Genomic DNA, 24106 nt, shown 5'->3' on the forward strand with positions numbered 1-24106 from the left:
GGGTCCGCTACTCGTCGAAGAGCTGGTCGATGGAGGTGATGCTCGGGACTCGGTCGGCCCAGGCTTCGAGCTGGGTGAGGTCCTGGCAGCCGGTGATGCGCTCGCGTGCGTCCTCGGTCACCTCGACACCCTGGGCCCTGAGGATCCGCAGGAGCATCTTCGCCTCGCCCTTGGCTTCGAGGCTCTCGGTCCAGGCGCTGGTGTACTCGAACGTGTCCGCCATCATGAGCTTCTCCAGTGCTTTCTGTCCGTTGGTGTCGGAGAGTAGGTGGAGCGAGTATCCAATGTACTTCGTCGCCTGCTCCGGGGCGATCCCGCTGAGGCCTGTGTGCAGGGCGTCCAACACGTCCGACCTACCCGCTCCGTGGGCCGCCGCCGAGAGCACTCCCAGGGTGGGGGACTCGGCGACGGTGGCTGGATCCGTGACGATGGGGATGTCGCTCGGTCCCACCACGAGAGGATGCAGCACGAAGCCCGGGTGACCGAGCGCGATCGGTTCCGCGTACCAGTCGGCCACGGACTGCCGGGGGCAGATCACGAGCAGACTGACCGGGCACTCGTGCCGGGACCGCAGGCACGCCAGGTACTCGGGCCAGGTGAAGCGCTTGCGTTCGGACTCGTCGCGCTGGACCTCCACGATGACGCCCATCAGCTTGTCGAAGGGGTCCTCGGGGCTGGGGCCCCGCAGCATGATCGCGACGTCGGAGCGGCGCTCGACCGGGTCGACGTGCCCGAGGTCGCACGAGGTGATCTCACTGCGTCGGTAGTCGGGTACCTCCACGCCGAGGCCGCGCAGGAACTCGACCGCCATGTCGGGGGAGTCGGAGAACAACTCCGTGTAGATCTGGTGTTCTGGGGAGATTGCCACGCACCAGATATTACACAGGGTTACTGATAAGTACGATTGAGTGACCGGATTATTCGAGAATTCGGTTTCGTGTGGAAATGACACGAAAGAGCGGGCCCGGCCGCCTTGCGGCGACCGGGCCCGCTGGGTCCGTCCAGGGTCCTACGACCGTCAGAGCGCCTTGAGCGCGCCCTCGTGGAACGGCTTGCCGTTGACGGCCTCGGACACGCCGGAGCGGTCGAGGTACGGAGTGATGCCACCGGTGTGGAACGGCCAACCGGCGCCCGTGATCAGGCAGAGGTCGATGTCGGCGGGCTCGGCCACGACGCCCTCGTCGAGCATGATGCGCACCTCGCGGGCCAGCGCGCGCAGCGCCCGGTCCAGGATCGCGCTCTCCTCGGACGGGTCGGTCCCGCCGCTGAGCAGGGCCTTCACCTCCGGGTCGATGCTGAAGTCCGGCGCGAAGATCTGCGTCTTGCCGGCCTTGACCACCTCGGCCAGCTGCTGGGACACGGCGAAGCGCTCCGGGAAGGCCTCGTGCAGCGTCTCGGACACGTGCAGCGCCACCGCCGGACCCACCAGCTGGAGCAGCATCAGCGGCGACATCGGCAGCCCCAGGGGGGCGACCGCGCGGTCGGCGACCTCGGGCTCGGTGCCCTCCTCCACGGCCGCCAGGACCTCGCCCATGAACAGGGTGAGCAGCCGGTTGACCACGAACGCCGGGGCGTCCTTGCACAGCACCGCGGTCTTCTTCAGCTTCTTGGCCGTGGCGAAGGCCGTGGCCAGCGCGGCGTCGTCGGTCTTCTCGCCGCGGATGATCTCCAGCAGCGGCAGGACGGCGACCGGGTTGAAGAAGTGGAAGCCCACGACCCGCTCGGGGTGCCGGAGCTTGGCCGCCATCTCGTTGATCGACAGCGAGGAGGTGTTGGTGGCCAGGATCGCCTCCGGGGAGACCACGGCCTCCACCTCGGCGAACACCTGCTGCTTGATCTCCATCCTCTCGAAGACGGCCTCGATCACGAAGTCGGCGTCGGAGAAGGCGTCCTTGGTGAGCGAACCGGTCACCAGGCCCTTGAGGCGGTTGGCCTTGTCCTGGCTGACCCGGCCCTTCCTCAGCAGCTTGTCGACCTCGCCGTGGACGTAGGCCACACCCTTGTCCAGGCGCTCCTGGTCCAGGTCGGTCATGACGACCGGCACGTCCAGGCGGCGGGCGAACAGCAGCGCCAGCTGCCCGGCCATCAGGCCGGCGCCCACGACGCCGACCTTGGTGACCTTGCGCGCCAGCTGCCTGTCCGGCGCGCCCGCGGGCCGCTTGGCGCGCTTCTGCACCAGGTCGAACGCGTACAGGCCGGACTTGAGCTCGTCGCTCATGATGAGGTCGGCGAGCGCGTCGTCCTCGGCGGCGAAGCCCTCGTCACGCGTGCGGTTCCTGGCCTCGGCGACCAGCTCGACCGCGCGGGCCGGGGCCGGGGCGGCGCCGTGCAGCTTGCCCTCGACGGTGAACCGGGCCATGTTGACCGCGTTGTCCCACGCCTCGCCCTTGTCGACCTCGGGGCGTTCGACCGTGATGTCGCCCTTGACGACCTTGGCCGCCCAGCGCAGCGACTCCTCGACGAAGTCCGCGGGCTCGAAGAGGGCGTCGGCGATGCCCATCTCGAAGACCTGTCCGCCCTTGATCATCGTGTTCTGGGCGAGCGGGTTGTCGACGATCAGCTTCAGGGCCTTCTCGGCGCCGATCAGGTGCGGCAGCAGGTAGGTGCCGCCCCAGCCCGGGACGAGGCCCAGGAAGGCCTCGGGCAGCGCGAACGCCGGGACGCCCGAGGAGACGGTGCGGTAGGTGCAGTGCAGCGCGACCTCGACGCCGCCACCCATGGCGGCGCCGTTGACCAGTGCGAACGTCGGCACGTCCAGCTCGCCGAGCTTGCGGAAAACGTCGTGCCCGAGCTTGCCGATCGCGTGCGCCTGCTCGCGGTTCTGGAGCGCGGGCACGCCGGTCAGGTCGGCGCCCACCGCGAAGATGAACGGCTTGCCCGTGACGGCGACGGCGACGATGTCGGTCCGCGCCCTCGCGGCCTCGATCGCCGTGTCCAGGCTGAGCAGACCGCCGGGGCCGAAGGTGTTCGGCTTGGTGTGGTCGTGCCCGTTGTCCAGGGTGATCAGGACCGCGGTGCCCGCCCCGTAGGGGAGCTGGACGTCACGGGAGATCGCGTTGGTGACGACCTCGGAGCCGAAGAGTTCCCTGGCCTGCTCGATCGCGGTGCTCACTTGCCCCCCTCGTAGTTGGTGTTCTCCCACAGGATGGTCCCGCCCATGCCCAGGCCGACGCACATGGTGGTCAGGCCGTAGCGGACGTCGGGGCGCTCGGCGAACTGGCGCGCGAGCTGCATCATCAGGCGCACGCCGGAGGAGGCCAGCGGGTGGCCGACGGCGATGGCGCCGCCCCAGGGGTTGACACGGGCGTCGTCGTCGCTGAGACCGAAGTGCTCCAGGAAGGCGAGCACCTGGACGGCGAAGGCCTCGTTGATCTCGACGATGCCGATGTCGTCCATCGAGATGCCCTGGCGTGCGAACAGCTTCTCGGTGGCCGGGACCGGGCCGACGCCCATGACCGCCGGGTCCACGCCGGCGAAGGAGAAGTCGACCAGGCGCATGCGGGCGTCCAGGCCGAGCTCGGCGGCGACGTCCTCGGCGGCGAGCAGCGCGCCGGTCGCGCCGTCGTTGAGGCCGGCGGCGTTACCGGGGGTCACGTTGCCGTGGGCGCGGAACGGGGTCTTCAGACCGGCGAGCGACTCCATGGTCGTGCCGGGCCGCGGCGGCTCGTCCTCGGTGGCCAGGCCCCAGCCCTTCTCCAGGGAGCGGACGACCATCTCGACGAGGTCCTGCTGGATCTTGCCGTCGGCGTAGGCCTTGGCGACCTTCTCCTGGCTGCGCACCGCGTAGGCGTCGGCGCGCTCCTTGGTGATGGTCGGGTAGCGGTCGTGCAGGTTCTCCGCGGTGTTGCCCATGACCAGGGCCGAGGGGTCGACCAGCTTCTCGGAGAGGAAACGCGGGTTGGGGTCGACGCCCTCACCCATGGGGTGGCGGCCCATGTGCTCGACGCCGCCGGCGATCACCACGTCGTAGGCGCCGAAGGAGATCCCCGCGCCGGAGGTGGTGACGGCCGTCAGCGCGCCGGCGCACATGCGGTCGATCGCGTAGCCGGGGACGCTCTGCGGCAGTCCGGCCAGGATGGCGGCGCTGCGGCCGATGGTCAGGCCCTGGTCGCCGATCTGGGTGGTGGCGGCGATGGCGACCTCGTCGATGCGCTCCGGCGGCAGACCCGGGTTGCGGCGCAGCAGCTCGCGGATGACGCGGACGACCATGTCGTCGGCACGCGTCTCTGCGTAGAGGCCCTTGCCAGACTTGCCGAACGGGGTGCGGACCCCGTCGACAAACACGACATCGCGTGCGGTTCGCGGCACGATGGGCCCTCCTTCTCAGGCGGTGGGACGGACTTGTCACGGTCATGCTACTCGCCAGTAACAAATAACGCGAGCGGTGGCGGCACCGACTTCGACCGGATCGCCGGGAGAGGGCCGTCCGGCGGGGAGGAACCGGTCCGGGAACACGAAGGGGGCGCGCGGACCGGATCCGCGCGCCCCCGCGTCATCGGGCTCAGAGCAGGGCGTCCGCCTCGCGGGGCCGGCCCGCGGCGTTGTAGGCGCCCGCGAGGTCGCGCCGCAGCCGCAGCGTCAGCCGCCGCACCTCCGGGTCGCCCGAGGAGTTCAGGGCCACGCGGTAGGCGTCGCGCAGCACCTCGACCGCCTCGTCCGGGCGGCCCGCCTGCGTGAACGCCCGGCCGAGCCGGTGGTGCACGCCGAGTGTGTCCAGGTGGCCCTTGCCCAGGCGGCGGCGACGGGCCGACAGCACCGTGCGCAGCTGCCCGATGGCGGCCTCGCAGCGACCCGCCAGGCTCAGCGCCATGCTCAGCCCCAACCGGAGCTCCTCACGCCGCTCGGTGGTGGCCACGTCCTCGATCGCCCGCTCGTAGTGGGCGATCGAGGCGTCCAGGCGGCCGTCGCGCCGGTAGCAGGCGGCCAGATGGCTGCGCGCCTCCACGGTGTCCTCGTCGGCGGGGCCGAACTGCTCCTCGCGCTCGCGCAGCAGGATCTCCCACTGGTCGGCGGCCTCGGCGGGCTGTCCCGCGTCCTCCAGCGCCCAGGCCAGGTTCTCGCGGATGATCTCGGTGCGCGGGTGATCCTCTCCGTGGACCGACACGGCCTCGCCCAGCGCGAGCTGGAACTGCTGCACGGCCGCCTGGCGCCGCCCCATCTGCGCGTACTTGGTCGCGAGGTTGTTGCGCGCGGTGATGGTGTCCGGGTGCTCGGTGCCGTGCCGCTCCACCAGCGACTGGAGCGTGCGCTCCAGCGACGCCGCGCGCTTGCCCCCGGAGCGGGCGGTCGGGGGCTGGGCCGGAGCGGTGGACCTCACGGCGGCTCGGGCGGGCTCCGCGGCCCGCGGGACCGGACGGCGCGGCAGCGGCTCGACGATCTCGGTGACCGTCGCGCACCCCGCGTCGACCTCGGCGGCCTCGGCCCGGCCCACCACGCGCACGTACTCACCCGCGGTTTCCTCGGACGGACCCATGGGAGCGGGCACGGCGGTATACGCCGGGCGCGTCCTGTCCGCTCGGGACAGGCCGGTTTCGCGCAGAAGCGCACGCCAGAACGCCAGCAGACTCACCACATCTCCCTGATCACCGCCCGCGGCGGGCACCGCCGCGGACCGTCGCCTTCGTCAAGAGCCCCCCGGTGTTCGGGGCACATTTCCATAACATAATCGGACACGAGGCGCGAGAACAGGCGTGAACCACCCCCCATCGGGGGTGAGTTCGGTCACTTTGGGGTTACGTGGGTTAAGCAGGGGTAAAGATCATCCCTTTTCGGCTCCCAGCAGGGCCGTGGCCAGGGCTTGCGCGGTCAGACCCACCTGCCAGTCCCGGGCGCCGCGCTCACGCAGGAACACGGCCACCGAGTCGGCGTCCACCGAGCGCGGCGGCGCCCACGCCAACCGCCGGACGGTGTCCGGCAGCAGCAGGTTCTCCGTCGGCATCACCACGTCCTCGGCGATCCCCGTGACCGTCGCGCGCGCCGCCTCCAGCCGCCGCGCGGCCTCCGGAGCCCTGTCCGGCCACCGGTTCACCGGCGGCGGCCCGTCGCCCGGCGCGTTGGGGCGCGGGAGTTCGGCCTGGGGCATGTCCCGCGCCCGGTTGACGGCCCTGATCCACGTGGTCAGGTAGCGCCGCGCCAGTTTGATCCCGAACTGCCGTATCCCGGCCAGCTCACCGGACGTGCGCGGCATCGCCGCCGCGGCCTCCACGATCGCCGCGTCCGGCAGGACCCGACCGGGCGAGACGTCCCGCTCCTGGGCGATGCGGTCCCGCTCGTACCACAGCTCGCGCACGGCGGCCAGGGAACGCTGGTTGCGCACCCGGTGGATGCCCGACGTCCGACGCCACGGATCCGGCCGCGGTTCCTTCGGCGGCGTCGCGAGCACGGCCGCGAACTCCTCACGCGCCCACTCCAGCTTGCCGGTCTCGGCCAGCTCGTCCTCCAGCGCGTCCCGCAGTTCGATGAGGATCTCCACGTCCAGGGCTGCGTAGCGCAGCCAGTCCTCGGGCAGGGGGCGCTGGGACCAGTCCACGGCGGAGTGCTCCTTGGCCAGGCGCACGTTCAGCAGACGCTCCACCATGAAGCCCAGCCCCACGCGCTGGTAACCGAGCAGGCGGCCGGCGAGCTCGGTGTCGAACAGGCTCCGCGGGCGCAGGTTGACCTCCGACAGGCACGGCAGGTCCTGGTGGGCCGCGTGCAGGACCACCTCGGCCCCGTCCAGCGCCGCGTCGAGCGCGCTCAGGTCCGGGCAGGCGATCGGGTCGATGAGCGCCGAACCAGAACCCTCCCGGCGCAGCTGGACCAGATAGGCGCGCTGACCGTACCGGTACCCCGAGGCCCGTTCGGCGTCGACCGCCACCGGACCCGTCCCGGCGGACACGGCCGCGACCACACCGGCGAGCGCGTCGGCGTCGGAGGTGACGTCGGGCAGGCCCTCACGCGGCTCCCGCAGCAGAGGCGCCCTCTCGGCGTCGTCGCTTCCTGGTTCGTGGGGTTCTGTCTTGGAGTTCAACGCGTTCGCCACACCACTACGGTATGCGCTGTGGCCACCGGACGCGGAACGCGGACCGGTCCCACCGGCCTGGGACGGCCCCGGCCGCGCTCAGGACCGGGAGCGCTGCCGGGCGATGTCGGCGACGTCCAGGGGAGGCAGCCCCGCGGCCGACGCGAGCAGCGCCAACCAGGCGTTGACATGGGAGGACAGCTGATCCGACTCCGGCGTCCAGGAGGCGCGCATCTCCACCTCCGTGGTCGCTCCCTCACCGGACTTGGTGCCGAACCCCTCCGTCGTGGCCCGCGTGACCGTGCCGCTGAGCGTGTGGTGGGCGGCCCCGCGCGCCTCCAGAGCGTCGGTGAGCCAGCTCCAGGCGACCGGTCCGAGCAGGGGATCGGTGGCTATCTCCGACTCCAGTTCGGAGTTGACCTGGCACACCACCCGGAACGGTCCGGGCCAGTCGCGGGTGCCCTCGGGGTCGTACAGGACGATGAGCCGCCCCCAGGCGACCTCCTCGCCCTGGACGGTCACCTCGGCCGACACGGCGGCCGCGTGCGGGGCCAGCCGTTGGGGGGCGGGGATCTCCCGCACGGCGATCTCCGGGCGCACGGTGGGGCCGTGCAGCGCCTCGACCGCTCGCCGGAACGTCTCGTGCGCGTTCTCGGCGCTACCGACATCAGGCATGGTGGAAACGTCAGCCTTCATCTTGTGGTGATCACGTCCCGGGGGTCGTTCGGGCATAGCCAGCCGACCGACACCGGGGCGCGGGTCGGTTGATGGGAACGGAACCGACCGTGGCACGAGTCACCTTCGTCGGTACGGAGTTCGCACGGCGTGTCGGTGTTTTGTGATGATCTTGGGACCGTCGCGCCGCGCGGCGCACCGGATTCCGTGCGCGTCCGGGTCACGGTCCGGTGATCCGAACGAGAGCACCGGAACGGGCATGGCACGATCGAGGTGTGACGCTTCAAGACTCTCCCTTCCTCCGCGCCTGCCGAGGGCTGCCGGTGTCCCACACCCCGGTGTGGTTCATGCGCCAGGCCGGGCGCTCCCTGCCCGAGTACCGCCGGGTCCGCGCCGACGTGCCCATGCTCGAGGCGTGCTCGCGCCCGGACATGATCACCGAGATCACGCTGCAGCCCGTCCGGCGCCACGGCGTCGACGCCGCGATCTTCTTCAGCGACATCGTCGTCCCGCTCCGGGCCGTCGGCATCGACCTCGACATCAAGCCGGGCGTCGGCCCCGTCGTCGCCGACCCGATCCGCGACGCGCCCGGGCTCAAACGGCTCCGCGAGATCGAGCCCGGCGACCTGCCCTACGTGGCCGAGGCGGTCGGGCAGCTCGTCGGCGAGCTGGGCGACACGCCGCTCATCGGCTTCGCGGGGGCCCCGTTCACCCTGGCCTCCTACCTCATCGAGGGCGGCCCGTCCAAGAACCACGAGCACACCAAGGCGCTCATGTACGGCGAGCCCGAGCTCTGGGACGAGCTCATGCGGCGTCTGGCCGCGATCACCCTGGGCTTCCTGCGCACCCAGGTGGAGGCGGGCGCGAGCGCCGTGCAGCTGTTCGACTCCTGGGTCGGCGCGCTCAGCGCCGAGGACTACCGCTCCTCCGTGCTGCCCTACACCTCGTGGATCTTCGGCCAGCTCGCCGAGTACGACGTGCCGCGCATCCACTTCGGCGTGGGCACCGGCGAGCTGCTCGGCCTCCTCGGCGAGGCCGGCGCCGACGTCGTGGGCGTCGACTGGCGGGTGCCGCTCGACGAGGCGGTCCGCCGCGTGGGGCCCGGCAAGGCCCTCCAGGGCAACCTGGACCCGGCGACGCTGTTCGCCCCGTGGGAGGTCGTCGCCGGACGGACCCGCGACATCCTGTCCCGGGGACAGGTTGCCGAGGGCCACGTGTTCAACCTCGGCCACGGGGTCCTGCCGAGCACCGACCCGGACATGCTGACGCGCCTGACCGCCTACGTGCACGAGCAGAGCGCCCGCTGACCGCGGGGTCAGCCCGTACTGGGCTGACCCGCCCCGGCCCCCTAGTCCGACCCGTCCCGCCTCGGCGAACCGTCGCCGTCGCCCGTGCCGTTCCCGTCGCCGTGGGCGGCGTGGCCGGTGTCGCCGCCGGCCGTTCCGTCGCCGTCCCCGCCGGTCCGCTCCGAGGCCCGGTCCCCCTCCTCGCGCGGGGACCGCGCGGCGCGGGCGCGCCGCCTGAGGTACCACCACAGCGGCAGACCGACCGCCGCGGCGATCACCAGGAACGGGAGCGCCCAGCCCGCGATGACCGCGATCCACAGGGCGACGGCCGCCAGGGCGGCCCAGCCCTGGCCCAGGGCCTCGAGGAACCCGACGGCATCGCCGGAGGGGCCGTCCACGTAGGTGTCCGGGCTGTCCAGGCTCAGGTGCACCGTCGAGTAGGCGGTCTGGTTGTCCAGCGCCTCCAACCGCGCCTGGAACGCCTCCAGCTCTGACTGGCGGTTCTGGATCTCCTGCTCGACGCGCAGCAGGTCGTCGACGTCCTCGGCCTCCTCCAGGTAGCCGCGCAGCGTCTCCAGGGCCGCCTCCGCGGAGGCGACGCGGCTCTCGACGTCGGCGACCTCCTCGGTGACGTCCTCCACCGAGCGCTCCAGGGAGGACCGGTCGCCCAGCTCCGCCAGGCCGGTCAGCGCGTCCTCGTAACCCTCGGCGGGGACGCGCAGGGTCAGCCTCGCGCTGGGAGACCCGCCGACAGGGGTCGACAGCTCCTCCGAGGACACGTAGCCGCCCGCCTCGACGGTCAGCTCCGAGGCGCGCTGGGAGGCCTCCTCCACGTCCCGGACGCGCACGCTCATGGTCGCCGTGTGGATCAGGTCGCGGTCCGCGGCCTCGACTCCGGAGCCGAGCGCGCCCGCGCCGTCCCCGGCGCCCTCCTCGGACTGGGCGCTCATGTCCGCCGCCGCGCCCTGGTCCACGGCGGCGCTGTCGGCCCGTTCGGGCGCCGCCCCGCCCGCGGCTTCGGAGGTCATGGACTCACTGCCCGCTCCGCCGCAGGAGGTGATCAGGAGAACGGCCAGACCCGCGAACAGTCCGGCCGCGGTGGTACGCCACCGCTGGGGGAAAGTGGTTGCTCTCATGGCCCTTCGACGCGGGGCACGGAGCGGGCGTTTCGGCCCCCGGGTAACGACGGTGCAACGACGGGGTCGCGGGTCGGGCCGTACACGGGACCGGTGGGGCGCGGGGGTCGCACGGCACGCGGAAGGCCCACCGCGTTTCGGGGACGGCGGGTCGGTGTGACCCGCGGCATCTGGAAAGCTGGGGGCATGGCACAAGCACCGCACGTCGTCGTGGTCGGGGGAGGGGTCTCCGGGCTCACCGCCGCGCACCGCCTCACCGGGGCCGGAGCCGCCGTCACCGTGGTGGAGGCCGCGGACGCGCCCGGGGGAAAGCTGCAGGCCTCGCCCGTGGCGGGCGTCCCCGTCGACGCCGGGGCCGAGTCGGTGCTCGCCCGCCGCCCCGAGGCCCTCGACCTGATCACCGAACTCGGCCTGGCCGACCGCGTCGTGCACCCCGGCCCCGGCTCCGCCGGGATCTACACCCGGGGCGGGATCCGGCCGCTGCCCGCGGGCCAGCTCATGGGGGTGCCCGGCGACCTGCGCGCACTCGCCCGCAGCGGGGTGCTGAGCTGGCGGGGGACCCTGCGCGCCGGGCTGGATCTGGTGTGGCCGCGCACGCCCGTGCGCGGCGACCTGCCGGTGGCCGCCTACGTCGGAATGCGCATGGGGCACGAGGTCGTCGACCGGCTCGTCGAACCGCTGCTCGGCGGCGTGTACGCGGGACGGGCCGACCGCCTCTCCCTCGACGCGGCGCTGCCGCAGATCGCCCCCATGGCGCGCGAGGACCGCTCCCTCATGCGCGCGGTGCACGCCAGCCTCGCGGGTCGGGGCGCTGCCCCCACCTCCGCCGGGCCGGTGTTCGCGTCGCTGCGCGGAGGGATCGCCGCACTCGCCGGCGCGCTGGCCGAGCGGCACGGCGACCGGGTGCGCACCGGCACGCGGGCCGACGCTCTGCGGCGCCTTCCGCAGGGCTGGCGGGTCCACCTGAGCACGGGCGACCGGCTGGACTGCGACGCCGTCCTGCTGGCCTGCCCCGCGCCCGAGGCCGCCCGGCTGCTCGCCGACCACGTGCCCGAGGCCGCGCGCGACCTGTCCGCCGTCGAGTACGCGAGCATGGCCCTGGTGACCCTGGTGCTGCCCGCCGCGGCCTTCCCGAGGCCGCTGACCGGGAGCGGCTTCCTCGTCCCGGCGGGAGAGGGGCTGACCATCAAGGCGGCCACCTTCTCCAGCAACAAGTGGCCCTGGATCGCCGACGAGCTGCGTGCGGCCAACCCCGGCGACGACCTGGCCGTGGTGCGGTGCTCGATCGGCCGTGGCGGCGACACCGCCGTCCTGGAGCGCTCCGACGAGGATCTGACGGCGGTCGCCACCGCGGACCTGGCCACCGTGACCGGGCTGGCCGGCCTCCCCGTGCGGAGCCGGGTCACCCGTTGGTGGAACGGCATCCCGCAGTACGGGGTCGGCCACACCGCCCGGGTCGACCGGATCCGCGCCGCGGTCGACCGGCGCCCCGGCCTGGGAGTGTGCGGCGCCGCCTACGGTGGCGTCGGCATCCCCGCGTGCGTCGCCGACGCGGGCCGCGCGGCCGAGCGCCTGGCGCGCACGCTCCCCCCGAACAGTCACACAGCCCCCGGCGGCGACGCCGAAGGAACGAACGAGCAAGGAGTCAACCCGTGACGGGCCAGCAGAACACCGCCGTCGACCAGGACGGCACCGACCTGAACGCGCTCATCCGCTACACCATGTGGTCGGTCTTCAAGGTCGAGGGCCTCGACGGAGTCGACCGGGCCGCGGCGGCCGACGAGCTCCAGGCCCTCTTCGACAAGTCCGCCGAGCGCGGGATCACCACCCGGGGTAGCTACGACGTGCAGGGCCTGCGTGCGGACGCCGACATCATGTTCTGGTGGGTGGCCGAGACCTCCGAGCAGGTCCAGGAGATGTACACGGCCTTCCGCCGCACCCGCCTGGGCCGGGCCAGCACCCCGGTGTGGTCGGTCGTGGGCCTGCACCGGCCCGCGGAGTTCAACCGCGGCCACGTGCCCGCCTTCCTCGCCGGCGAGGAGCCGCGCGACCACCTGTGCGTCTACCCGTTCGTCCGCTCCTACGAGTGGTACCTGCTGCCCGACGACGAGCGCCGCGCGATGCTCGCCGAGCACGGCCGCATGGCCGCCCCCTACCCGGACGTGCGCGCCAACACGGTGTCCTCCTTCGGGCTCAACGACTACGAGTGGCTGCTGGCCTTCGAGGCCGACGAGCTGCACCGCATCGTCGACCTGATGCGCCACCTGCGCGGCGCCAGGGCCCGCCTGCACACCCGTGAGGAGCTGCCGTTCTACACGGGCCGCCGCCGGAGCGTCGCCGAGCTCGTCGACGCCCTGCCGTAGCCAGCGTTCGCCACGGTCCTCCGCCACCCTCGACGGACGCCTGCGGCGCAGTCCCACCCTTGGAGCGCCCCGGCGGTGCCCGAACAGGGCCGGCAGGCCCGCGCCGGTGCGGGGTGCCCCGGGCGGAGATCCGCCCGGGGCACCCCGCGTGCGTCCGTCCCGCGGCTCAGCGCCCCGCCGACCTGCGCGTCGCCAGGACGTAGAAGGGGATCGTGACGATGAAGCCCAGGACCACCGCGCTCATGAGGTAGATGAGCACGTCACCCGCGGGCAGGCCCACCCCCCAGGCGGCCATGAGCGCCACGCCGGTCGCCAGGGAGCCGAGCACGGCGTAGATCTTGCGCCCGCGCGGCTTGGGGTACTCCATCCGGCTCACCATCAACCAGGAGATGAGCAGCACGGCGGAGACGCCCGCGTACAGCGGCGGGTCCATGAGGACCACGGTCACCACCGCCATCGCGCCGAACGGGCAGGGCAGCCCGGTGAAGTAGGTGGCCCCCGGAGCCTGGCAGGAGAAGCGCGCCAGGCGCACGATGACCGCCAGCAGGACGGCGCCCCCGGCGACCACCGGCAGTGCGGCCGGACCTCCGGAGAACACGCCCCACACCACGAAGAAGAACGCGGGGGCGAACCCGAAGCTGACCACGTCCGCGAGGTTGTCCAGTTCGGCGCCCATGCCGCTGCCGCCGAGCTTGCGCGCGACGCGTCCGTCGAGGACGTCCAGGGCGGCGGCCACCAGCATCAGCCCGACCACGGTGGCCATGGCGGCCTTGGGCAGCGGCCCGCCGACACCCGAGGCGGCGTGCGCCGACTGCGCGGCGGCCAGCGCCCACACGGCCAGGAAGCCGCACAGGGCGTTGCCCAGCGTCAGGTAGTCGGCCACGCCCAGCCGGAGCCGGGGGGCGTCGGCCGGCGCCGTGCCGTCGGGCTCCAGGACCGCTCGCTCAGTCGGCGTCAAGACGGGTTTCTCCGGCACGGACCTTCTGGCCGACCTCCACCGCCGGGGCGACCCCGGACGGAAGGTAGACGTCGACCCGCGACCCGAACCGGATGAGACCGATCCTCTCGCCTTGCTCGACCTTCTGCCCCGCAGCGAGATACGGGACGATACGCCGGACCATCGCGCCGGCGATTTGAACGACCGTGACCTCACCGATCTCGGTTTCAAGGGTCCAGATGACGCGCTCATTACGCTCGCTGTCCTTGTCGAATGCGGGGCGGAAACCCCCGGGGCGGTGCTCGACCCGGGTGACCACTCCAGAGAGGGGTGCACGGTTGACGTGCACGTTCAGGGGGTTCATGAACACCGCCACCCGCGTGCGGCCGTCGGCCTGGGGGTCGATGCTCTGGACGACGCCGTCGGCCGCGCAGATCACGCGCCCGGTGGCCGGGCCCCGCTCGGGGTCGCGGAAGAACCACGCCATGCCCGCGGCGAGGGCGACCACCGGAACGGCGGCCGCCGCGCGTCGGCGGGATCCCCGGGCGGCCAGCGCGGCGGCGCCCGCCGCGCCGAGGGCGGGCAGCAGCCAGGGCGCCGACCCCTGGGCCATGCCGAAGCGCGGCCGGGCCGGGGGTCGGGGGGAGGCGGCTGTGGAAGGTGAGTCGTCGGTCATCGAGCGCTTTCGTCACGGGTCGGTCGGTTCGTCCGCGCCCCGGACGCCACCGCGGGGCTGCCCGGCGGTTCGGTGCGCGTGCGCGAGGACCGGGTGGGTCTGCATCGCGCGGCGCCCCGCGGGTGGGCGGAGCCGACCGTTGGTGCGCTGGAGGAGATTATCCCCGATCCGGCGTCGGCGGGGCGTGGGTGCCGACCCGCCGTTGGTCGAGGAGGGGCCTCCCGTGTGTGTCCGGAACCAGGATGGTACGCCAACCTACTGCGTCGGGTCGGTGGGCTCCAGAGTCAGAGCGACGGAGTTGATGCAGTACCGGGCGTCGGTGGGGGTGTCGTACCCCTCACCGTGGAAGACGTGGCCCAGGTGGGAACGGCAGGTCGCGCATCTCACCTCGGTCCGCACCATGCCGAGGGAGGCATCCTCGTGCAGGGTGACGGCGGCGGAGTCGGCCGGGTCGTAGAAGCTGGGCCAGCCGCAGTGCGAGTCGAACTTCTCGCCGGAGCGGAACAGCTCGGTCGCGCACCCCCGGCACCGGTAGACGCCGGTGGTCTTGGTGTCGACGTGGGCGCCGCTCCACGGGCGTTCCGTGCCCGCCTGCCGGAGCACGGCGTACTCCTGCGCGTTGAGCCGCTCGCGCCACTCCGCGTCGGTCTGGGGAATCCTCGGGTCCGCGCCGTTGGCGCCCTGTTCCGCTGCGTCAGCCATGGTGATGACGCTACCGCTAATCGGGCTCGGACGCCGCCTCGACCGCGTTTGGGAAGGAACGCTAATCACTGTCCGTAATGGTGCAAATCCTCCCTAAGCGCCATATACACCTAACCTCCCCCTGGGTCGCGTTCGGTCGTCAAAGCCGCGGGTAGGCCTCAACCAGGGTCAGTGGTCGATGTGCGCCGAGGCGGGTGAGATGGCAGTTACGGCACAGCAAGCACTCGGAGTCGGCAGGCGACCACTGCGCGTGGGGAGAATCAGATACGGACTGTGGTGGCTGGATCAGGCCACCGCGGGCGTCAGGGCCTGGCCCGGATCGGCCGCCGCGGGCGCGGCGGCCGCGGGCCGGGAACTGCGCTGGGCGACGGTGCTCAGCGCGCGCGTCGCCCTGGCGCGGATCGACGCCGCCAGACCCGAGCCGTGGAACGACGGGAAGCTGCTCGCCTTCGTCGCGGTCGTGGCGGCGTGCGCGCTGGCCGTCGCGCTCGTCCTCGGTCTCGGTATCGCCCGATGGGCGATGACGGCGTCCGACAGTCTGCCCTTCGCGGCCGCCGGGGCGGTCGCGGTGGGGCTGGTGTTGCTGGTCCTGACGTATCTGGTGTTCGCCTCCAGGCGGAGTGGCCGCTGAGGACCGAGGGGAGGGGCCGCGTACGCGGCCCCTCCCCCCACGTGCGGTCGCCCGGTCCCAGCGGGTCTCGGGGAGTGTCGGCGGGGAGGCGGGGGACGGGCGGGGATCTGCGGCTCAGGCGTCGAAGTCGTACTGCAGGACGTAGGCCGACCCGTCCATGGTGATCTCGTTGAACTCCACCGGGCGGTGCTCGCCGGTCAGCGCGGTCCGGGCCACCTCCAGCACGGGTGTGCCCGCGCTGAGTTCCAGGTCGGCCCGTTCCTCGGGAGTGGGCATGCGGACACGGATCTCCTCCGTGAAGTGCGCGGGAGCGTGCCCCAGGTCGGCCAGACGCGCGTAGATCCCGCCGGGGCCGGTGTCGTTCTCGCGTACGCGGCGGGCGGCGGGGGAGTCGCCCAGCGCCTCCAGGACGGCCAGCGGCAGGTGCGAGACGGCGCACTGTACGGGTCTGCCGTCCACCAGGTAGCGCCGGGAGCGGCGGAGCACCCGGGCTCCGTCGGGCAGGTCCAACGCGCGGGCCACGTGTTCGGGCGCCACGGCCTCGTCGACGTCGAGGGAGTCCACCTCGTAGCCGCGGTCCTCGCTGTCGGTCTGCCAGATCGCCCGTCCGCTGCCCCACAGTTCCTTGGACAGGCGGCGTGCGCCGTGCCTGCGGACGGGCCGGAAGAGCCGTACGTAGATGCCCGAGCCGCGCACCGCCACGGCCAGGCCCTCGTTGATGAGCACGGAGAGCGCCTGGCGTGCCGTGGCCCGTGCGACGCCATGGCGCTCCATCAGGGCGTTCTCCCCGGGAAGGCGGTCGCCGTCGGCGTACCGCCCGGAGCGGATCTGCCCGCGTAGCTCCTCGGCTATCTCCCGGTAGACCGGAGGGGACCCGTTTTCGGACGTCGGCACTACGTTCATCCTCTCACCCGGGGGGCCAAGCCGGTAAGCCCCGTGGCGGTGTGTCCAGTGGGGGTGTTTCCAGTGGATGGCACACATCGGGTATGTCCGGTTGCGGGGCGATTCATGCGTGGTTGTGGGGCAGCCGAAACCAACCGGATACGGTCCCACCCCCAAGACCTCCCTATTCTCGGACGTAACGTGCGAAGAGGTTCTCCTCCGCCTCCAGAAGGTGCGCCATGCGCACGGGTGTGTTCCTCACCGACGCCCGCGCCGGAGCACCCGGTGTCCCGGGGCCCCCGGCCACGACACGCGGGGCGCCCGACCCCAACACACGCGGGCTGAGGGTGAGGCACAGCTCGTCCAGCAGCCCCGCCCCGACGAACTCCGCCAGCAGGTGCGGACCGCCCTCGGTGAGCACCCGGTACAGCCCCCGCTCGCCGAGGGCGTTCACGACGTGCTCGGGTCCCACGGACAGACCGTCGACCACGACGAGGTCGGCGCACGCGCGGACCCGCTCGCGGCGCTCCCGGGGCGCGGAGGCCGCGGTGAGGACGATGGTTCGCGCGTCCTCGGGCGCCGAGGTCAGCAGGACCTCGGGGATGTCCAGGGTGCGGGAGACGACCGCGATCGCCGGGGTTGCCGGGCGCCCGCGCCGCAGCGGCTCCCAGACTTCACGCGGGCGGACGGGCGCGTACCCCTCGATCCGGGCGGTCGCCGCTCCCACCAGCACCACGTCGCACAGGCCGCGCAGGACGCCCATCACCCTCCGGTCCGAGGCGGAGGACAGGTCGCGGCTGCGCCCGGACGGGCCGACGGCGCCTCCGTCCACGCTGGAGACCATGTTGGCGCGGACGAACGGACGGTCCAGGTCTTCGGGGTAGGCGTACGCGGCGGCCAGGTCCACGTCGGCGCCGGGCTCGGGCAGGAGCTGACGGAACGGGCCGGGACCGGAGGACGCGGTGTTCGGGGTGTTCGGGGTGTTCGACGGCATGGTCACCAAGCGTAGGCGTTCCGGGTCCGAGGCTCGCCGGACCGGCCACCGCCGGGTCTCGGCGGCCTCGCTGAGGTGTTCGCGCCGGGACGGCGCCAACACGCGGTCGACCGGCCCCGCCTAGGGGGTGCGTCCGTGCCGGTGGGACACCCGGCGCAGCAGCACCAGCGCCCGGTCGATCACCCGGACGGGGCCGGAGGCGGCCACGGACGGGCGTCCGGACACGTCGGGTTCGGCGGTGTCCAGGACCGTCTCCCACGCCATTCCGTACTCGGTGCCCGGCACGGTGAAGTCCACCGCGTCCGCGCCGCTGTTGAGCAGCAGGAGGAACGAACTGTCGCGGATGCGCCGCCCGCGCGGGTCCGGCTCGGTGATGGCGTCCCCGTTGAGGAACACCCCCAGCGCCTGCCGGGTCGAGTTCCAGTCCGCGCCCGACATCGGCCTGCCGTTCGGACGCAGCCACACGATGTCGGGCAGCACCCGGCCGTCACCGCGGCCGCTCTCCACCGGGCTCCCGCGGAAGAACCTGCGCCGCCGGAACACCGGGTGGTCGCGGCGCAGACGCGCCAGGACGCGTACGTAGTCGAGGAGGTCGTTGTCGGGCTCCTCCCCGTCCAGACCGGCGGCCTTCCAGTCGATCCAGGAGATCTCGTTGTCCTGGCAGTAGGCGTTGTTGTTGCCGTCCTGGGTGCGGCCCACCTCGTCCCCGTGCGAGAGCATCACCACGCCCTGCGACAGGTACAGGGTGGTGAGGAAGTTGCGCACCTGGCGCCGGCGCAGGGTGATGATCTCGGGGTCGCGGGTGGGGCCCTCCACACCGTGGTTCCAGGACCGGTTGTCGTCCGTGCCGTCCCGGTTGTCCTCGCCGTTGGCCTCGTTGTGCTTGTGGTCGTAGGAGACCAGGTCGGCCAGGGTGAATCCGTCGTGGCAGGTGATGAAGTTGATCGAGGCGACGGGGCGGCGGCCGTCGTCCTGGTACAGGTCGCTCGACCCGGCCAGGCGGGAGGCGAGCTCTCCCAGCACCGGTTGGCCCCGCCAGTAGTCGCGCACGGTGTCCCGGTACTTGCCGTTCCATTCGGTCCACAGCGGCGGGAAGTTGCCCACCTGGTAGCCGCCGGGCCCTACGTCCCAGGGCTCGGCGATCAGCTTGACCTGCGATATCACCGGATCCTGCTGGACGATGTCGAAGAACGTGCTCAGGCGGTCCACGTCGTGGAACTCCCGCGCGAGCGCGGAGGCGAGGTCGAAGCGGAAACCGTCCACGTGCATCTCCAGGACCCAGTACCGGAGCGAGTCCATGATGAGCTGGAGCGAGTGCGGGTGGCGCACGTTGAGGCTGTTGCCGCAACCGGTGTAGTCGAGGTAGTAGCGCTGGTCCTCGTCGCTGACCCGGTAGTAGCTCAGGTTGTCGATGCCGCGCAGCGACAGGGTGGGGCCCATGTGGTCGCCCTCGGCGGTGTGGTTGTACACCACGTCGAGCAGGACCTCGATGCCCGCCTCGTGCAGGGACTTCACCATCGCCTTGAACTCCTGCACCTGCTGGCCGCGCGACCCGAGCGCCGCGTAGCCGCTGTGCGGGGCCAGGAAGGCCAGGGTGTTGTAGCCCCAGTAGTTGGTCAGCCCGCGGGCGACCATGGCGTGCTCGGGGACGAAGTGGTGGACGGGCATGAGCTCGACCGCCGTCACCCCGAGCGAGGTGAGGTAGTCGATCATCGCGGGATGGGCCAGCCCCGAGTAGGTGCCCCGCTGGTGCTCCGGGATCCCGGGGTGGCGCATGGTCAGGCCGCGCACGTGGGCCTCGTAGATGACCGTGCGGTGGTAGGGCGTGCTGGGGCGTGACTCGTTGCCCCAGTCGAAGAACGGGCTCACCACCACGCACTTGGGCACGTAGGGCGCGCTGTCGGCGTTGTTGCGGCGCGCGGGGTCGGCGAAATGGTAGCTGAACAGGGACTCGTGCCAGGTGAGTTCACCGTTCAGCGCCTTGGCGTAGGGGTCCGTGAGCAGCTTCCTGGGGTTGCACCGCAGGCCGTGCTCGGGCGCGTAGGGGCCGTGCACGCGGTATCCGTACCGCTGCCCCGGACCGATGCCGGGAAGGTATCCGTGCCAGACGAATCCGTCGTACTCGGCCAAGGAGACGCGGGTCTCCTCCCCCTCGTCGTCGAACAGGCACAGGTCCACGCGTTCGGCGGCTTCGGAGAAGAGGGAGAAATTGGTGCCGGACCCGTCGAAGGTCGCACCGAGCGGATAGGAACTACCGGGCCAGACTTCCACCATTGGCGTCGTCAGTCTCTTGGTGTCGGGGCCTTCGCCAGCCGGTTCGGGGGCACTGCGTCCCACCACGGCCCGAAAGCGAGCGGTCGCGTTCGCCTTCTTCCTTCCGCCAAGGTCGCCGAATTATGCGGGTCGGGGGCGATGATCATTCGCGCACTGTCTCGATTTGTGGCTTTTCGTGGGAATTATCAGCGTGTCCCAGTACGGGCCGAGGGGTCGGGGAGGGGCCCTCCCCGACCGCCGCGACTACCTCCGGGGGCGGGCCCGCGCCAGGATCGCCTCGGTGTCCACCCAGTCCGGCAGTGTGCCGAAGACGTGGCCCCACTCACCGCCCAGACGGCTGGCGGTGAAGGCCTCGGCGACGGGGGTCGGCGCGTGCCGCAGCAGCAGCGAGGCCTGGAGGGTGAGCGCCATCAGCTCCACCACCGACCGAGCGCGGTACTCCGCCGCGTCCAGGTCGGAGAGGATCCGTTCCAGGCGCTTGAGGGCGGCGTCGAAGGAGGCGTGGACGCCCGCGGCGGCGCGGAGTTCGGCGAATACGGCCTCCACCGACTCGGGGCTGCGGCCCATCGCGCGCAGGACGTCCAGCGCGGCCACGTTCCCCGACCCCTCCCAGACGGAGTTGAGCGGGGAGTCCCTGAACAGGCGGGGCATCCCGGACTCCTCGACGTATCCGTTGCCGCCCAGGCACTCCAGGGCCTCGGCCGCGTGCGGGGGCTGTCGCTTGGTCACCCAGAACTTGCCCACGGCGACGCCCAGACGGCGGAAGGCGGTCTCCGCCTCGTCGCCGCGCACCGACCGGTCCACCGACCCGGCCAGGCGGGTCATCAGCGTGGTGGCCGCCTCGGACTCCAGCGCCAGATCGGCCAGGACGTTGCGCATCAGGGGCTGCTCCACCAACCGTGCGCCGAAGGCGGAGCGGTGCTCGGCGTGGTGCAGGGCGTGCACCACGGCGGCGCGCATCCCGGCGGCCGACCCGATGACGCAGTCGAGGCGGGTGCTGTTGACCATGTCGATGATGGTGCGCACGCCGCGGCCCGGCTCGCCGACCAGGTGCGCGACCGCGCCGTCGTACTCCAGTTCGGCGGACGCGTTGGACCGGTTGCCCAGCTTGTCCTTGAGCCGCTGGACGCGCAGCGCGTTGCGGGCGCCGTCGGGCAGCACGCGGGGGACCAGGAAGCAGCTCAGGCCCTCGGGCGCCTGGGCGAGGGTGAGGAAGAAGTCGCTCATGGGCGCCGACGTGAACCACTTGTGCCCGGTCAGCAGGTGGTGGCCCTCGGCGGTGGGCACGGCGCGCGTGGTGTTGGCCCGCACGTCCGACCCGCCCTGCTTCTCGGTCATCGACATGCCCGCGACGAGGCCCCGCTTGGTCAGAGGAGGGCGCAGGCCGAAGTCGTAGGTCCGCGAGGTGAGCAGGGGTTCGTACCGCGCGGCCAGTCCGGGGGCGTGGCGCAGCGCCGGGACGACCGCGTAGGTCATCGAGATCGGGCAGCCGTGGCCGCTCTCGGGCTGCGACCAGAGGAAGAACTTGGCGGCGCGCGCCACGTGCGCGCCCTCGCGGGAGTCGGCCCACGGGGCCGCGTGCAGGCCGTGGTGGACCGCCTGCTCCATGAGCACGTGGTAGGCCGGCTGGTAGTCGACCTCGTCCACGCGGTGGCCGTAGCGGTCATGGGTGCGCAGAACGGGTGGGTAGGTGTTGGCCGACTCGCCCCAGGCACGGACCCGTTCGGTCCCGGCCGCGTCGCCGACCTCGCGGACCTCGGCCTCGGCCCACCCGGCGCCCTCGCGCCGCAGCCCCTCCAGGAGCGCCGGGTCCTCCGCGGCCGCGTAGTCGCCGAGCGGGATGGCCTGGTTGAACACCTCGTGTGTGGCGGGCATCGTCGCCTTTCCGTCCGTGGGTCAGCGGTGGGAGTGGCGGCATCCTAACCCGCGCGCCCACCCCGAACCGAATCGGGTTCGGTTTGACGGCGGTCTCCGGACTCCCCGAGCGCGGAGCCAGGGGCGTCGGGGCCGCCGTCCGGGCCGCCCGCACCGGCTCAGGGCCACAGCAGCCCGCGGTCCCATTCCGCCTCCACGGTGGGCCTGGTGTAGCGCAGGCGGGTGTGCCGCCGGTCCCGGTCGGCCTGCCAGAACTCGACCTCGGTCGCCGCCACCCGGTACAGCCCCCAGTCCGACGGGACCAGCTCCGGATCGGCCGTCAACCGCGCGCGGCTCTCGTCGGCCGCGCGGTGGACGTCCGCCAGTCCGGCCAACGGCTCGCTCTGCCTCCCGTGCAGACCTGCCACCCGGGACTCCAGCGGTCTGGCCAGGTAGTCGGCGGCGCACCGCTCGGGGCTCGCCAGCTCCGCGAACCCGCCCACCCGGACCTGGCGCCCCTGCGCGCCCCAGTAGAACGACAGCGCGACGGCCGCGTTCCCGGCCAGGTCCCGCCCCTTGCGGGAGCCCGTCGTGGTGGCGAACCACCACCCCTCGGGCGTGAAGTCCTTCATGATGACCACCCGGGAGGAGGGCTCCCCGTGCGCGTTCACCGTGGCCACCGTCATCGCGTGCGGTTCTGGGACACCGGCCTCGACCGCCTCGGCGAACCAGTCCCGGAACAGCCGCGCGGGATCCTCCGGCGCGGTCGCCGGATCGAACTCCGCGAGCGGGCCCGCGAACACCGTCAACCCCCGCAGCAGTTCCCGCATCCCCCCGTGCTCCGACACCTTCGCCCTCCGCGTCCGACGTGGCTTCGGCGCCCCGGACGAAGCGCCGTGCCCACGATTCTTCTCGGCGGCGAGGCACCTCACAAGGGCCGATCGCGCGTCTGTGGACGGCGGGCGCAGCGGCCCCGCACGAGCACGGGCGGCCCCCCGCCGGGGGGGACCGCCCGTGCCTCACACGCGCGCGTGTCGCGCCGCGACCGCGGCGTCGTAGCGCTCCAGCACCACCCGGGCGAGCTCGGGGGCGTCGCCCAGGGCCTCGGACACCGCCGACGCGCCCGCCGCCGCCGACCGGTCGCGCACCCGGTCGGCGAAGAACCCCGGCGCCAGCAGGTAGCTCGCCACCGCCACCCGCGCGGCGCCCCGTTCCCGCAGCGCCGCCACGGCCTCACCGGGTCCGGGCGCCGCCGCCGACGCGAACGCCGGAACCACCTCCCGCCACGGCCCCCGCTCGGCCAGCCGCGCGGCCAGGGAGCCCACGGTCGCGTTGGCCTCCGGGTCGCTGGACCCCGCCGAGGCCAGCACCAGGGCGGTGTCCGGTCCGGGCCGGACCCCCGCCTCCGCCAGCCGCCGCTCGACGGCGTCGACCAGCAGCGGATGCGGGCCGAGGGTTCCGGCGTAGTGCACCCGGAGCCAGGGGCTCTCCTCGCGAGCCCTGTCCAGGACCCGGGGCAGGTCCACCTTGCTGTGGTAGGCCGCCGTGAGCAGGGCGGGCAGCACGACCGCCTCGCCCGCGCCGCCTCTGGCCAGGGCGGTCAGCGCCTCCTCGGCGCTGGGCGACACGTGGTCGAGGTAGGACACGCGCACGTCCAGGCCGGGCCGCAGCGCCCGCACCCGGTCAAACAGCGCCGCCACGGCCGCCGCCGACCGCGGGTCGGCGCTTCCGTGCGCCACCGCCAGCAGCGGGACCGATCCCCGCTCCGCTCCGCCCCGGGTCCCGGTGCTCATGCGTGGATCCCGCACTCGGTCTTGCCGGTCCCGGCCCACCGGCCGCTCCGGGGGTCCTCCCCGGGGGCGACACGCCGGGTGCACGGCTCGCACCCGATCGACGGGTACCCGTCGTACTGGAGCGGATTGACGATCACGCCGTGCTCGGCGACGTACGCGTCCACCTCGTCCTGCGTCCACCGCGCGATCGGGTTCACCTTGGTCATGCGGCGGCGCCGGTCCCACTGGACGATCGGGGTGTCGCGCCGGGTCGCCGAGTCGCCCCGGCGCACGCCCGTCAGCCACGCCGAGTAGGGCGCCAGCGCCCGCCGCAGCGGCTCGACCTTGCGCAGGTGGCAGCACAGCTCCGGGTTCCGTCCGTGCAGGCGCGGGCCCAGGGCCTGGTCCTGCTCGGCCACCGTGCGGTTCGGCTCCACGTTGACCAGCGTGATGTCGTAGACCGACTCGACGGCGTCGCGCGTGCCGATGGTCTCGGGGAAGTGGTACCCCGTGTCCAGGAAGATCACGTCGATCCCCGGCTTGATCCGCGAGGCCAGGTCGACCATCAGCGCGTCGGCCATGGACGAGGTCATGCACAGGCCGTCGCCGAAGGTCTCCGCGGCCCAGGCGATGATCTCCTGGGCCGTGGCCTCCTCCAGTTCGCGCGCGGCCCGCTCGGCGAGTTCGGGACCGCCCACGGAGGTGGTGGTGGCGTTCATGCGTTACCTTCCGTCGGTCTGGAGGGGGCGCCTCCCGCGGAGAACGACGCGGAGCGCAACCCGACGTACTTCACCCGGAACACCCGGGCACAGGAAAGACAGGCCCAGGGGTATCCCTCGCCCTTGACCGCGGCGCCCTCCTCGGGCACCAGGTCCTCGTCACCGCAGTAGGGGCAGTAGTAGGGCGCGGCCCTCTCGGACATGG

General features: G+C 72.6%; 22 protein-coding genes. 4 read left to right on the forward strand and 18 right to left on the reverse strand.

All coding sequences use genetic code 11. The annotated features are described in order from the left end of the window. Positions 1–7: 7 nt before the first annotated feature. The 6 genes from ACIBFB_RS20885 to ACIBFB_RS20910 all read right to left on the reverse strand — a co-directional run bounded on the left by ACIBFB_RS20885 (position 8) and on the right by ACIBFB_RS20910 (position 7675). The gene (locus tag ACIBFB_RS20885) at positions 8–868 is read right to left on the reverse strand and encodes a hypothetical protein (RefSeq protein ID WP_397232557.1); all 861 of its coding nucleotides are present in this window, start codon (positions 866–868) and stop codon (positions 8–10) included. A 150-nt stretch (positions 869–1018) separates the two neighbouring features. Further along, positions 1019–3112, reverse strand: coding sequence for a 3-hydroxyacyl-CoA dehydrogenase NAD-binding domain-containing protein (locus ACIBFB_RS20890; protein ID WP_397232558.1), 2094 nt, complete (start codon positions 3110–3112; stop codon positions 1019–1021). Then, positions 3109–4308 (reverse strand): thiolase family protein, encoded by a 1200-nt coding sequence (locus ACIBFB_RS20895; RefSeq protein WP_397232560.1) that lies wholly within the window; start codon positions 4306–4308, stop codon positions 3109–3111. The genes ACIBFB_RS20890 and ACIBFB_RS20895 overlap by 4 nt, the downstream gene beginning before the upstream one ends. A 193-nt stretch (positions 4309–4501) precedes the next feature. Beyond that, entirely contained in the window at positions 4502–5563 is a 1062-nt protein-coding gene (locus ACIBFB_RS20900; RefSeq protein ID WP_397232704.1) for a tetratricopeptide repeat protein, read from the reverse strand. A 195-nt stretch (positions 5564–5758) separates the two neighbouring features. After that, positions 5759–7021: an HRDC domain-containing protein gene (locus ACIBFB_RS20905; protein WP_397232562.1), complete on the reverse strand. Its 1263-nt coding sequence runs from the start codon at positions 7019–7021 to the stop codon at positions 5759–5761. 78 nt (positions 7022–7099) lie between these two features. Next, positions 7100–7675, reverse strand: coding sequence for a DUF3000 domain-containing protein (locus ACIBFB_RS20910; RefSeq protein ID WP_397232564.1), 576 nt, complete (start codon positions 7673–7675; stop codon positions 7100–7102). Positions 7676–7950: 275 nt separating this feature from the next. On the opposite strand from ACIBFB_RS20910, the gene hemE reads away from it, so the two are divergent. Further along, entirely contained in the window at positions 7951–8982 is a 1032-nt protein-coding gene (gene hemE, locus ACIBFB_RS20915; protein WP_397232566.1) for a uroporphyrinogen decarboxylase, read from the forward strand. Positions 8983–9023: 41 nt separating this feature from the next. Here the strand turns inward: hemE and ACIBFB_RS20920 are convergent, their stop codons facing one another. Next, positions 9024–10097, reverse strand: coding sequence for a DUF4349 domain-containing protein (locus ACIBFB_RS20920; protein WP_397232568.1), 1074 nt, complete (start codon positions 10095–10097; stop codon positions 9024–9026). Positions 10098–10283: 186 nt separating this feature from the next. Here ACIBFB_RS20920 and hemG point away from each other — a divergent pair, with 186 nt between their 5' ends. Together hemG and hemQ are read left to right on the forward strand one after the other, a co-directional pair. Then, positions 10284–11753, forward strand: a complete 1470-nt coding sequence (hemG, locus tag ACIBFB_RS20925; RefSeq protein ID WP_397232570.1) for a protoporphyrinogen oxidase — start codon at positions 10284–10286, stop codon at positions 11751–11753. Beyond that, positions 11750–12460, forward strand: coding sequence for a hydrogen peroxide-dependent heme synthase (gene hemQ, locus ACIBFB_RS20930; protein WP_397232572.1), 711 nt, complete (start codon positions 11750–11752; stop codon positions 12458–12460). Before hemG ends, hemQ begins: the two co-directional genes overlap by 4 nt. Positions 12461–12626: 166 nt before the next feature. On the opposite strand, the gene ACIBFB_RS20935 is transcribed toward hemQ, so the two are convergent. The 3 genes from ACIBFB_RS20935 to msrB form a co-directional block, all read right to left on the reverse strand. Then, a complete protein-coding gene (locus ACIBFB_RS20935; RefSeq protein ID WP_397232574.1) occupies positions 12627–13418 on the reverse strand; it encodes a CDP-alcohol phosphatidyltransferase family protein in 792 nt (263 codons plus the stop codon). Continuing rightward, entirely contained in the window at positions 13405–14073 is a 669-nt protein-coding gene (locus tag ACIBFB_RS20940) for a phosphatidylserine decarboxylase (protein ID WP_397232576.1), read from the reverse strand. Before ACIBFB_RS20940 ends, ACIBFB_RS20935 begins: the two co-directional genes overlap by 14 nt. A 255-nt stretch (positions 14074–14328) precedes the next feature. Further along, positions 14329–14775, reverse strand: coding sequence for a peptide-methionine (R)-S-oxide reductase MsrB (gene msrB / locus ACIBFB_RS20945; protein WP_397232578.1), 447 nt, complete (start codon positions 14773–14775; stop codon positions 14329–14331). Positions 14776–15025: 250 nt separating this feature from the next. On the opposite strand from msrB, the gene ACIBFB_RS20950 reads away from it, so the two are divergent. Then, a complete protein-coding gene (locus ACIBFB_RS20950; RefSeq protein ID WP_397232580.1) occupies positions 15026–15406 on the forward strand; it encodes a hypothetical protein in 381 nt (126 codons plus the stop codon). A gap of 114 nt (positions 15407–15520) precedes the next feature. On the opposite strand, the gene ACIBFB_RS20955 is transcribed toward ACIBFB_RS20950, so the two are convergent. From ACIBFB_RS20955 to ACIBFB_RS20990, 8 genes are all read right to left on the reverse strand, one after another. Continuing rightward, a complete protein-coding gene (locus tag ACIBFB_RS20955) occupies positions 15521–16309 on the reverse strand; it encodes a GntR family transcriptional regulator (RefSeq protein ID WP_397232582.1) in 789 nt (262 codons plus the stop codon). A 163-nt stretch (positions 16310–16472) separates the two neighbouring features. After that, on the reverse strand, positions 16473–17282 hold the full coding sequence (locus ACIBFB_RS20960) for a dihydrofolate reductase family protein (protein WP_397232584.1): 810 nt from the start codon (positions 17280–17282) through the stop codon (positions 16473–16475). Positions 17283–17402: 120 nt separating this feature from the next. Next, complete coding sequence (glgX, locus tag ACIBFB_RS20965; RefSeq protein WP_397232586.1) at positions 17403–19556, reverse strand: glycogen debranching protein GlgX; 2154 nt, start codon at positions 19554–19556, stop codon at positions 17403–17405. Between the two features lie 243 nt (positions 19557–19799). Further along, the gene (locus tag ACIBFB_RS20970; protein ID WP_397232591.1) at positions 19800–21431 is read right to left on the reverse strand and encodes an acyl-CoA dehydrogenase family protein; all 1632 of its coding nucleotides are present in this window, start codon (positions 21429–21431) and stop codon (positions 19800–19802) included. A 158-nt stretch (positions 21432–21589) separates the two neighbouring features. Further along, the gene (locus tag ACIBFB_RS20975) at positions 21590–22240 is read right to left on the reverse strand and encodes a pyridoxal 5'-phosphate synthase (protein WP_397232706.1); all 651 of its coding nucleotides are present in this window, start codon (positions 22238–22240) and stop codon (positions 21590–21592) included. A 189-nt stretch (positions 22241–22429) separates the two neighbouring features. After that, a complete protein-coding gene (locus ACIBFB_RS20980) occupies positions 22430–23203 on the reverse strand; it encodes a sirohydrochlorin chelatase (protein ID WP_397232593.1) in 774 nt (257 codons plus the stop codon). Continuing rightward, a complete protein-coding gene (locus ACIBFB_RS20985; protein ID WP_397232595.1) occupies positions 23200–23901 on the reverse strand; it encodes a phosphoadenylyl-sulfate reductase in 702 nt (233 codons plus the stop codon). Before ACIBFB_RS20985 ends, ACIBFB_RS20980 begins: the two co-directional genes overlap by 4 nt. Further along, positions 23898–24104: a hypothetical protein gene (locus tag ACIBFB_RS20990; protein ID WP_268643108.1), complete on the reverse strand. Its 207-nt coding sequence runs from the start codon at positions 24102–24104 to the stop codon at positions 23898–23900. Before ACIBFB_RS20990 ends, ACIBFB_RS20985 begins: the two co-directional genes overlap by 4 nt. Between the last annotated feature and the right edge of the window lie 2 nt (positions 24105–24106).

Source organism: Nocardiopsis sp. NPDC050513 (assembly GCF_044457925.1).
Lineage (GTDB): Bacteria > Actinomycetota > Actinomycetes > Streptosporangiales > Streptosporangiaceae > Nocardiopsis.

Bases quoted from the DNA above. Each gene is read 5' to 3' on its own strand.
- ACIBFB_RS20910 (WP_397232564.1), bottom strand. From the start codon at position 7,675: ATGCCTGATGTCGGTAGCGCCGAGAACGCGCACGAGACGTTCCGGCGA.
- ACIBFB_RS20920 (WP_397232568.1), bottom strand. From the start codon at position 10,097: ATGAGAGCAACCACTTTCCCCCAGCGGTGGCGTACCACCGCGGCCGGA.
- hemG (WP_397232570.1), top strand. From the start codon at position 10,284: ATGGCACAAGCACCGCACGTCGTCGTGGTCGGGGGAGGGGTCTCCGGG.
- ACIBFB_RS20940 (WP_397232576.1), bottom strand. From the start codon at position 14,073: ATGACCGACGACTCACCTTCCACAGCCGCCTCCCCCCGACCCCCGGCC.
- msrB (WP_397232578.1), bottom strand. From the start codon at position 14,775: ATGGCTGACGCAGCGGAACAGGGCGCCAACGGCGCGGACCCGAGGATT.
- ACIBFB_RS20955 (WP_397232582.1), bottom strand. From the start codon at position 16,309: ATGAACGTAGTGCCGACGTCCGAAAACGGGTCCCCTCCGGTCTACCGG.
- ACIBFB_RS20960 (WP_397232584.1), bottom strand. From the start codon at position 17,282: ATGCCGTCGAACACCCCGAACACCCCGAACACCGCGTCCTCCGGTCCC.
- glgX (WP_397232586.1), bottom strand. From the start codon at position 19,556: ATGGTGGAAGTCTGGCCCGGTAGTTCCTATCCGCTCGGTGCGACCTTC.
- ACIBFB_RS20970 (WP_397232591.1), bottom strand. From the start codon at position 21,431: ATGCCCGCCACACACGAGGTGTTCAACCAGGCCATCCCGCTCGGCGAC.
- ACIBFB_RS20975 (WP_397232706.1), bottom strand. From the start codon at position 22,240: ATGCGGGAACTGCTGCGGGGGTTGACGGTGTTCGCGGGCCCGCTCGCG.
- ACIBFB_RS20980 (WP_397232593.1), bottom strand. From the start codon at position 23,203: ATGAGCACCGGGACCCGGGGCGGAGCGGAGCGGGGATCGGTCCCGCTG.
- ACIBFB_RS20985 (WP_397232595.1), bottom strand. From the start codon at position 23,901: ATGAACGCCACCACCACCTCCGTGGGCGGTCCCGAACTCGCCGAGCGG.
- ACIBFB_RS20990 (WP_268643108.1), bottom strand. From the start codon at position 24,104: ATGTCCGAGAGGGCCGCGCCCTACTACTGCCCCTACTGCGGTGACGAG.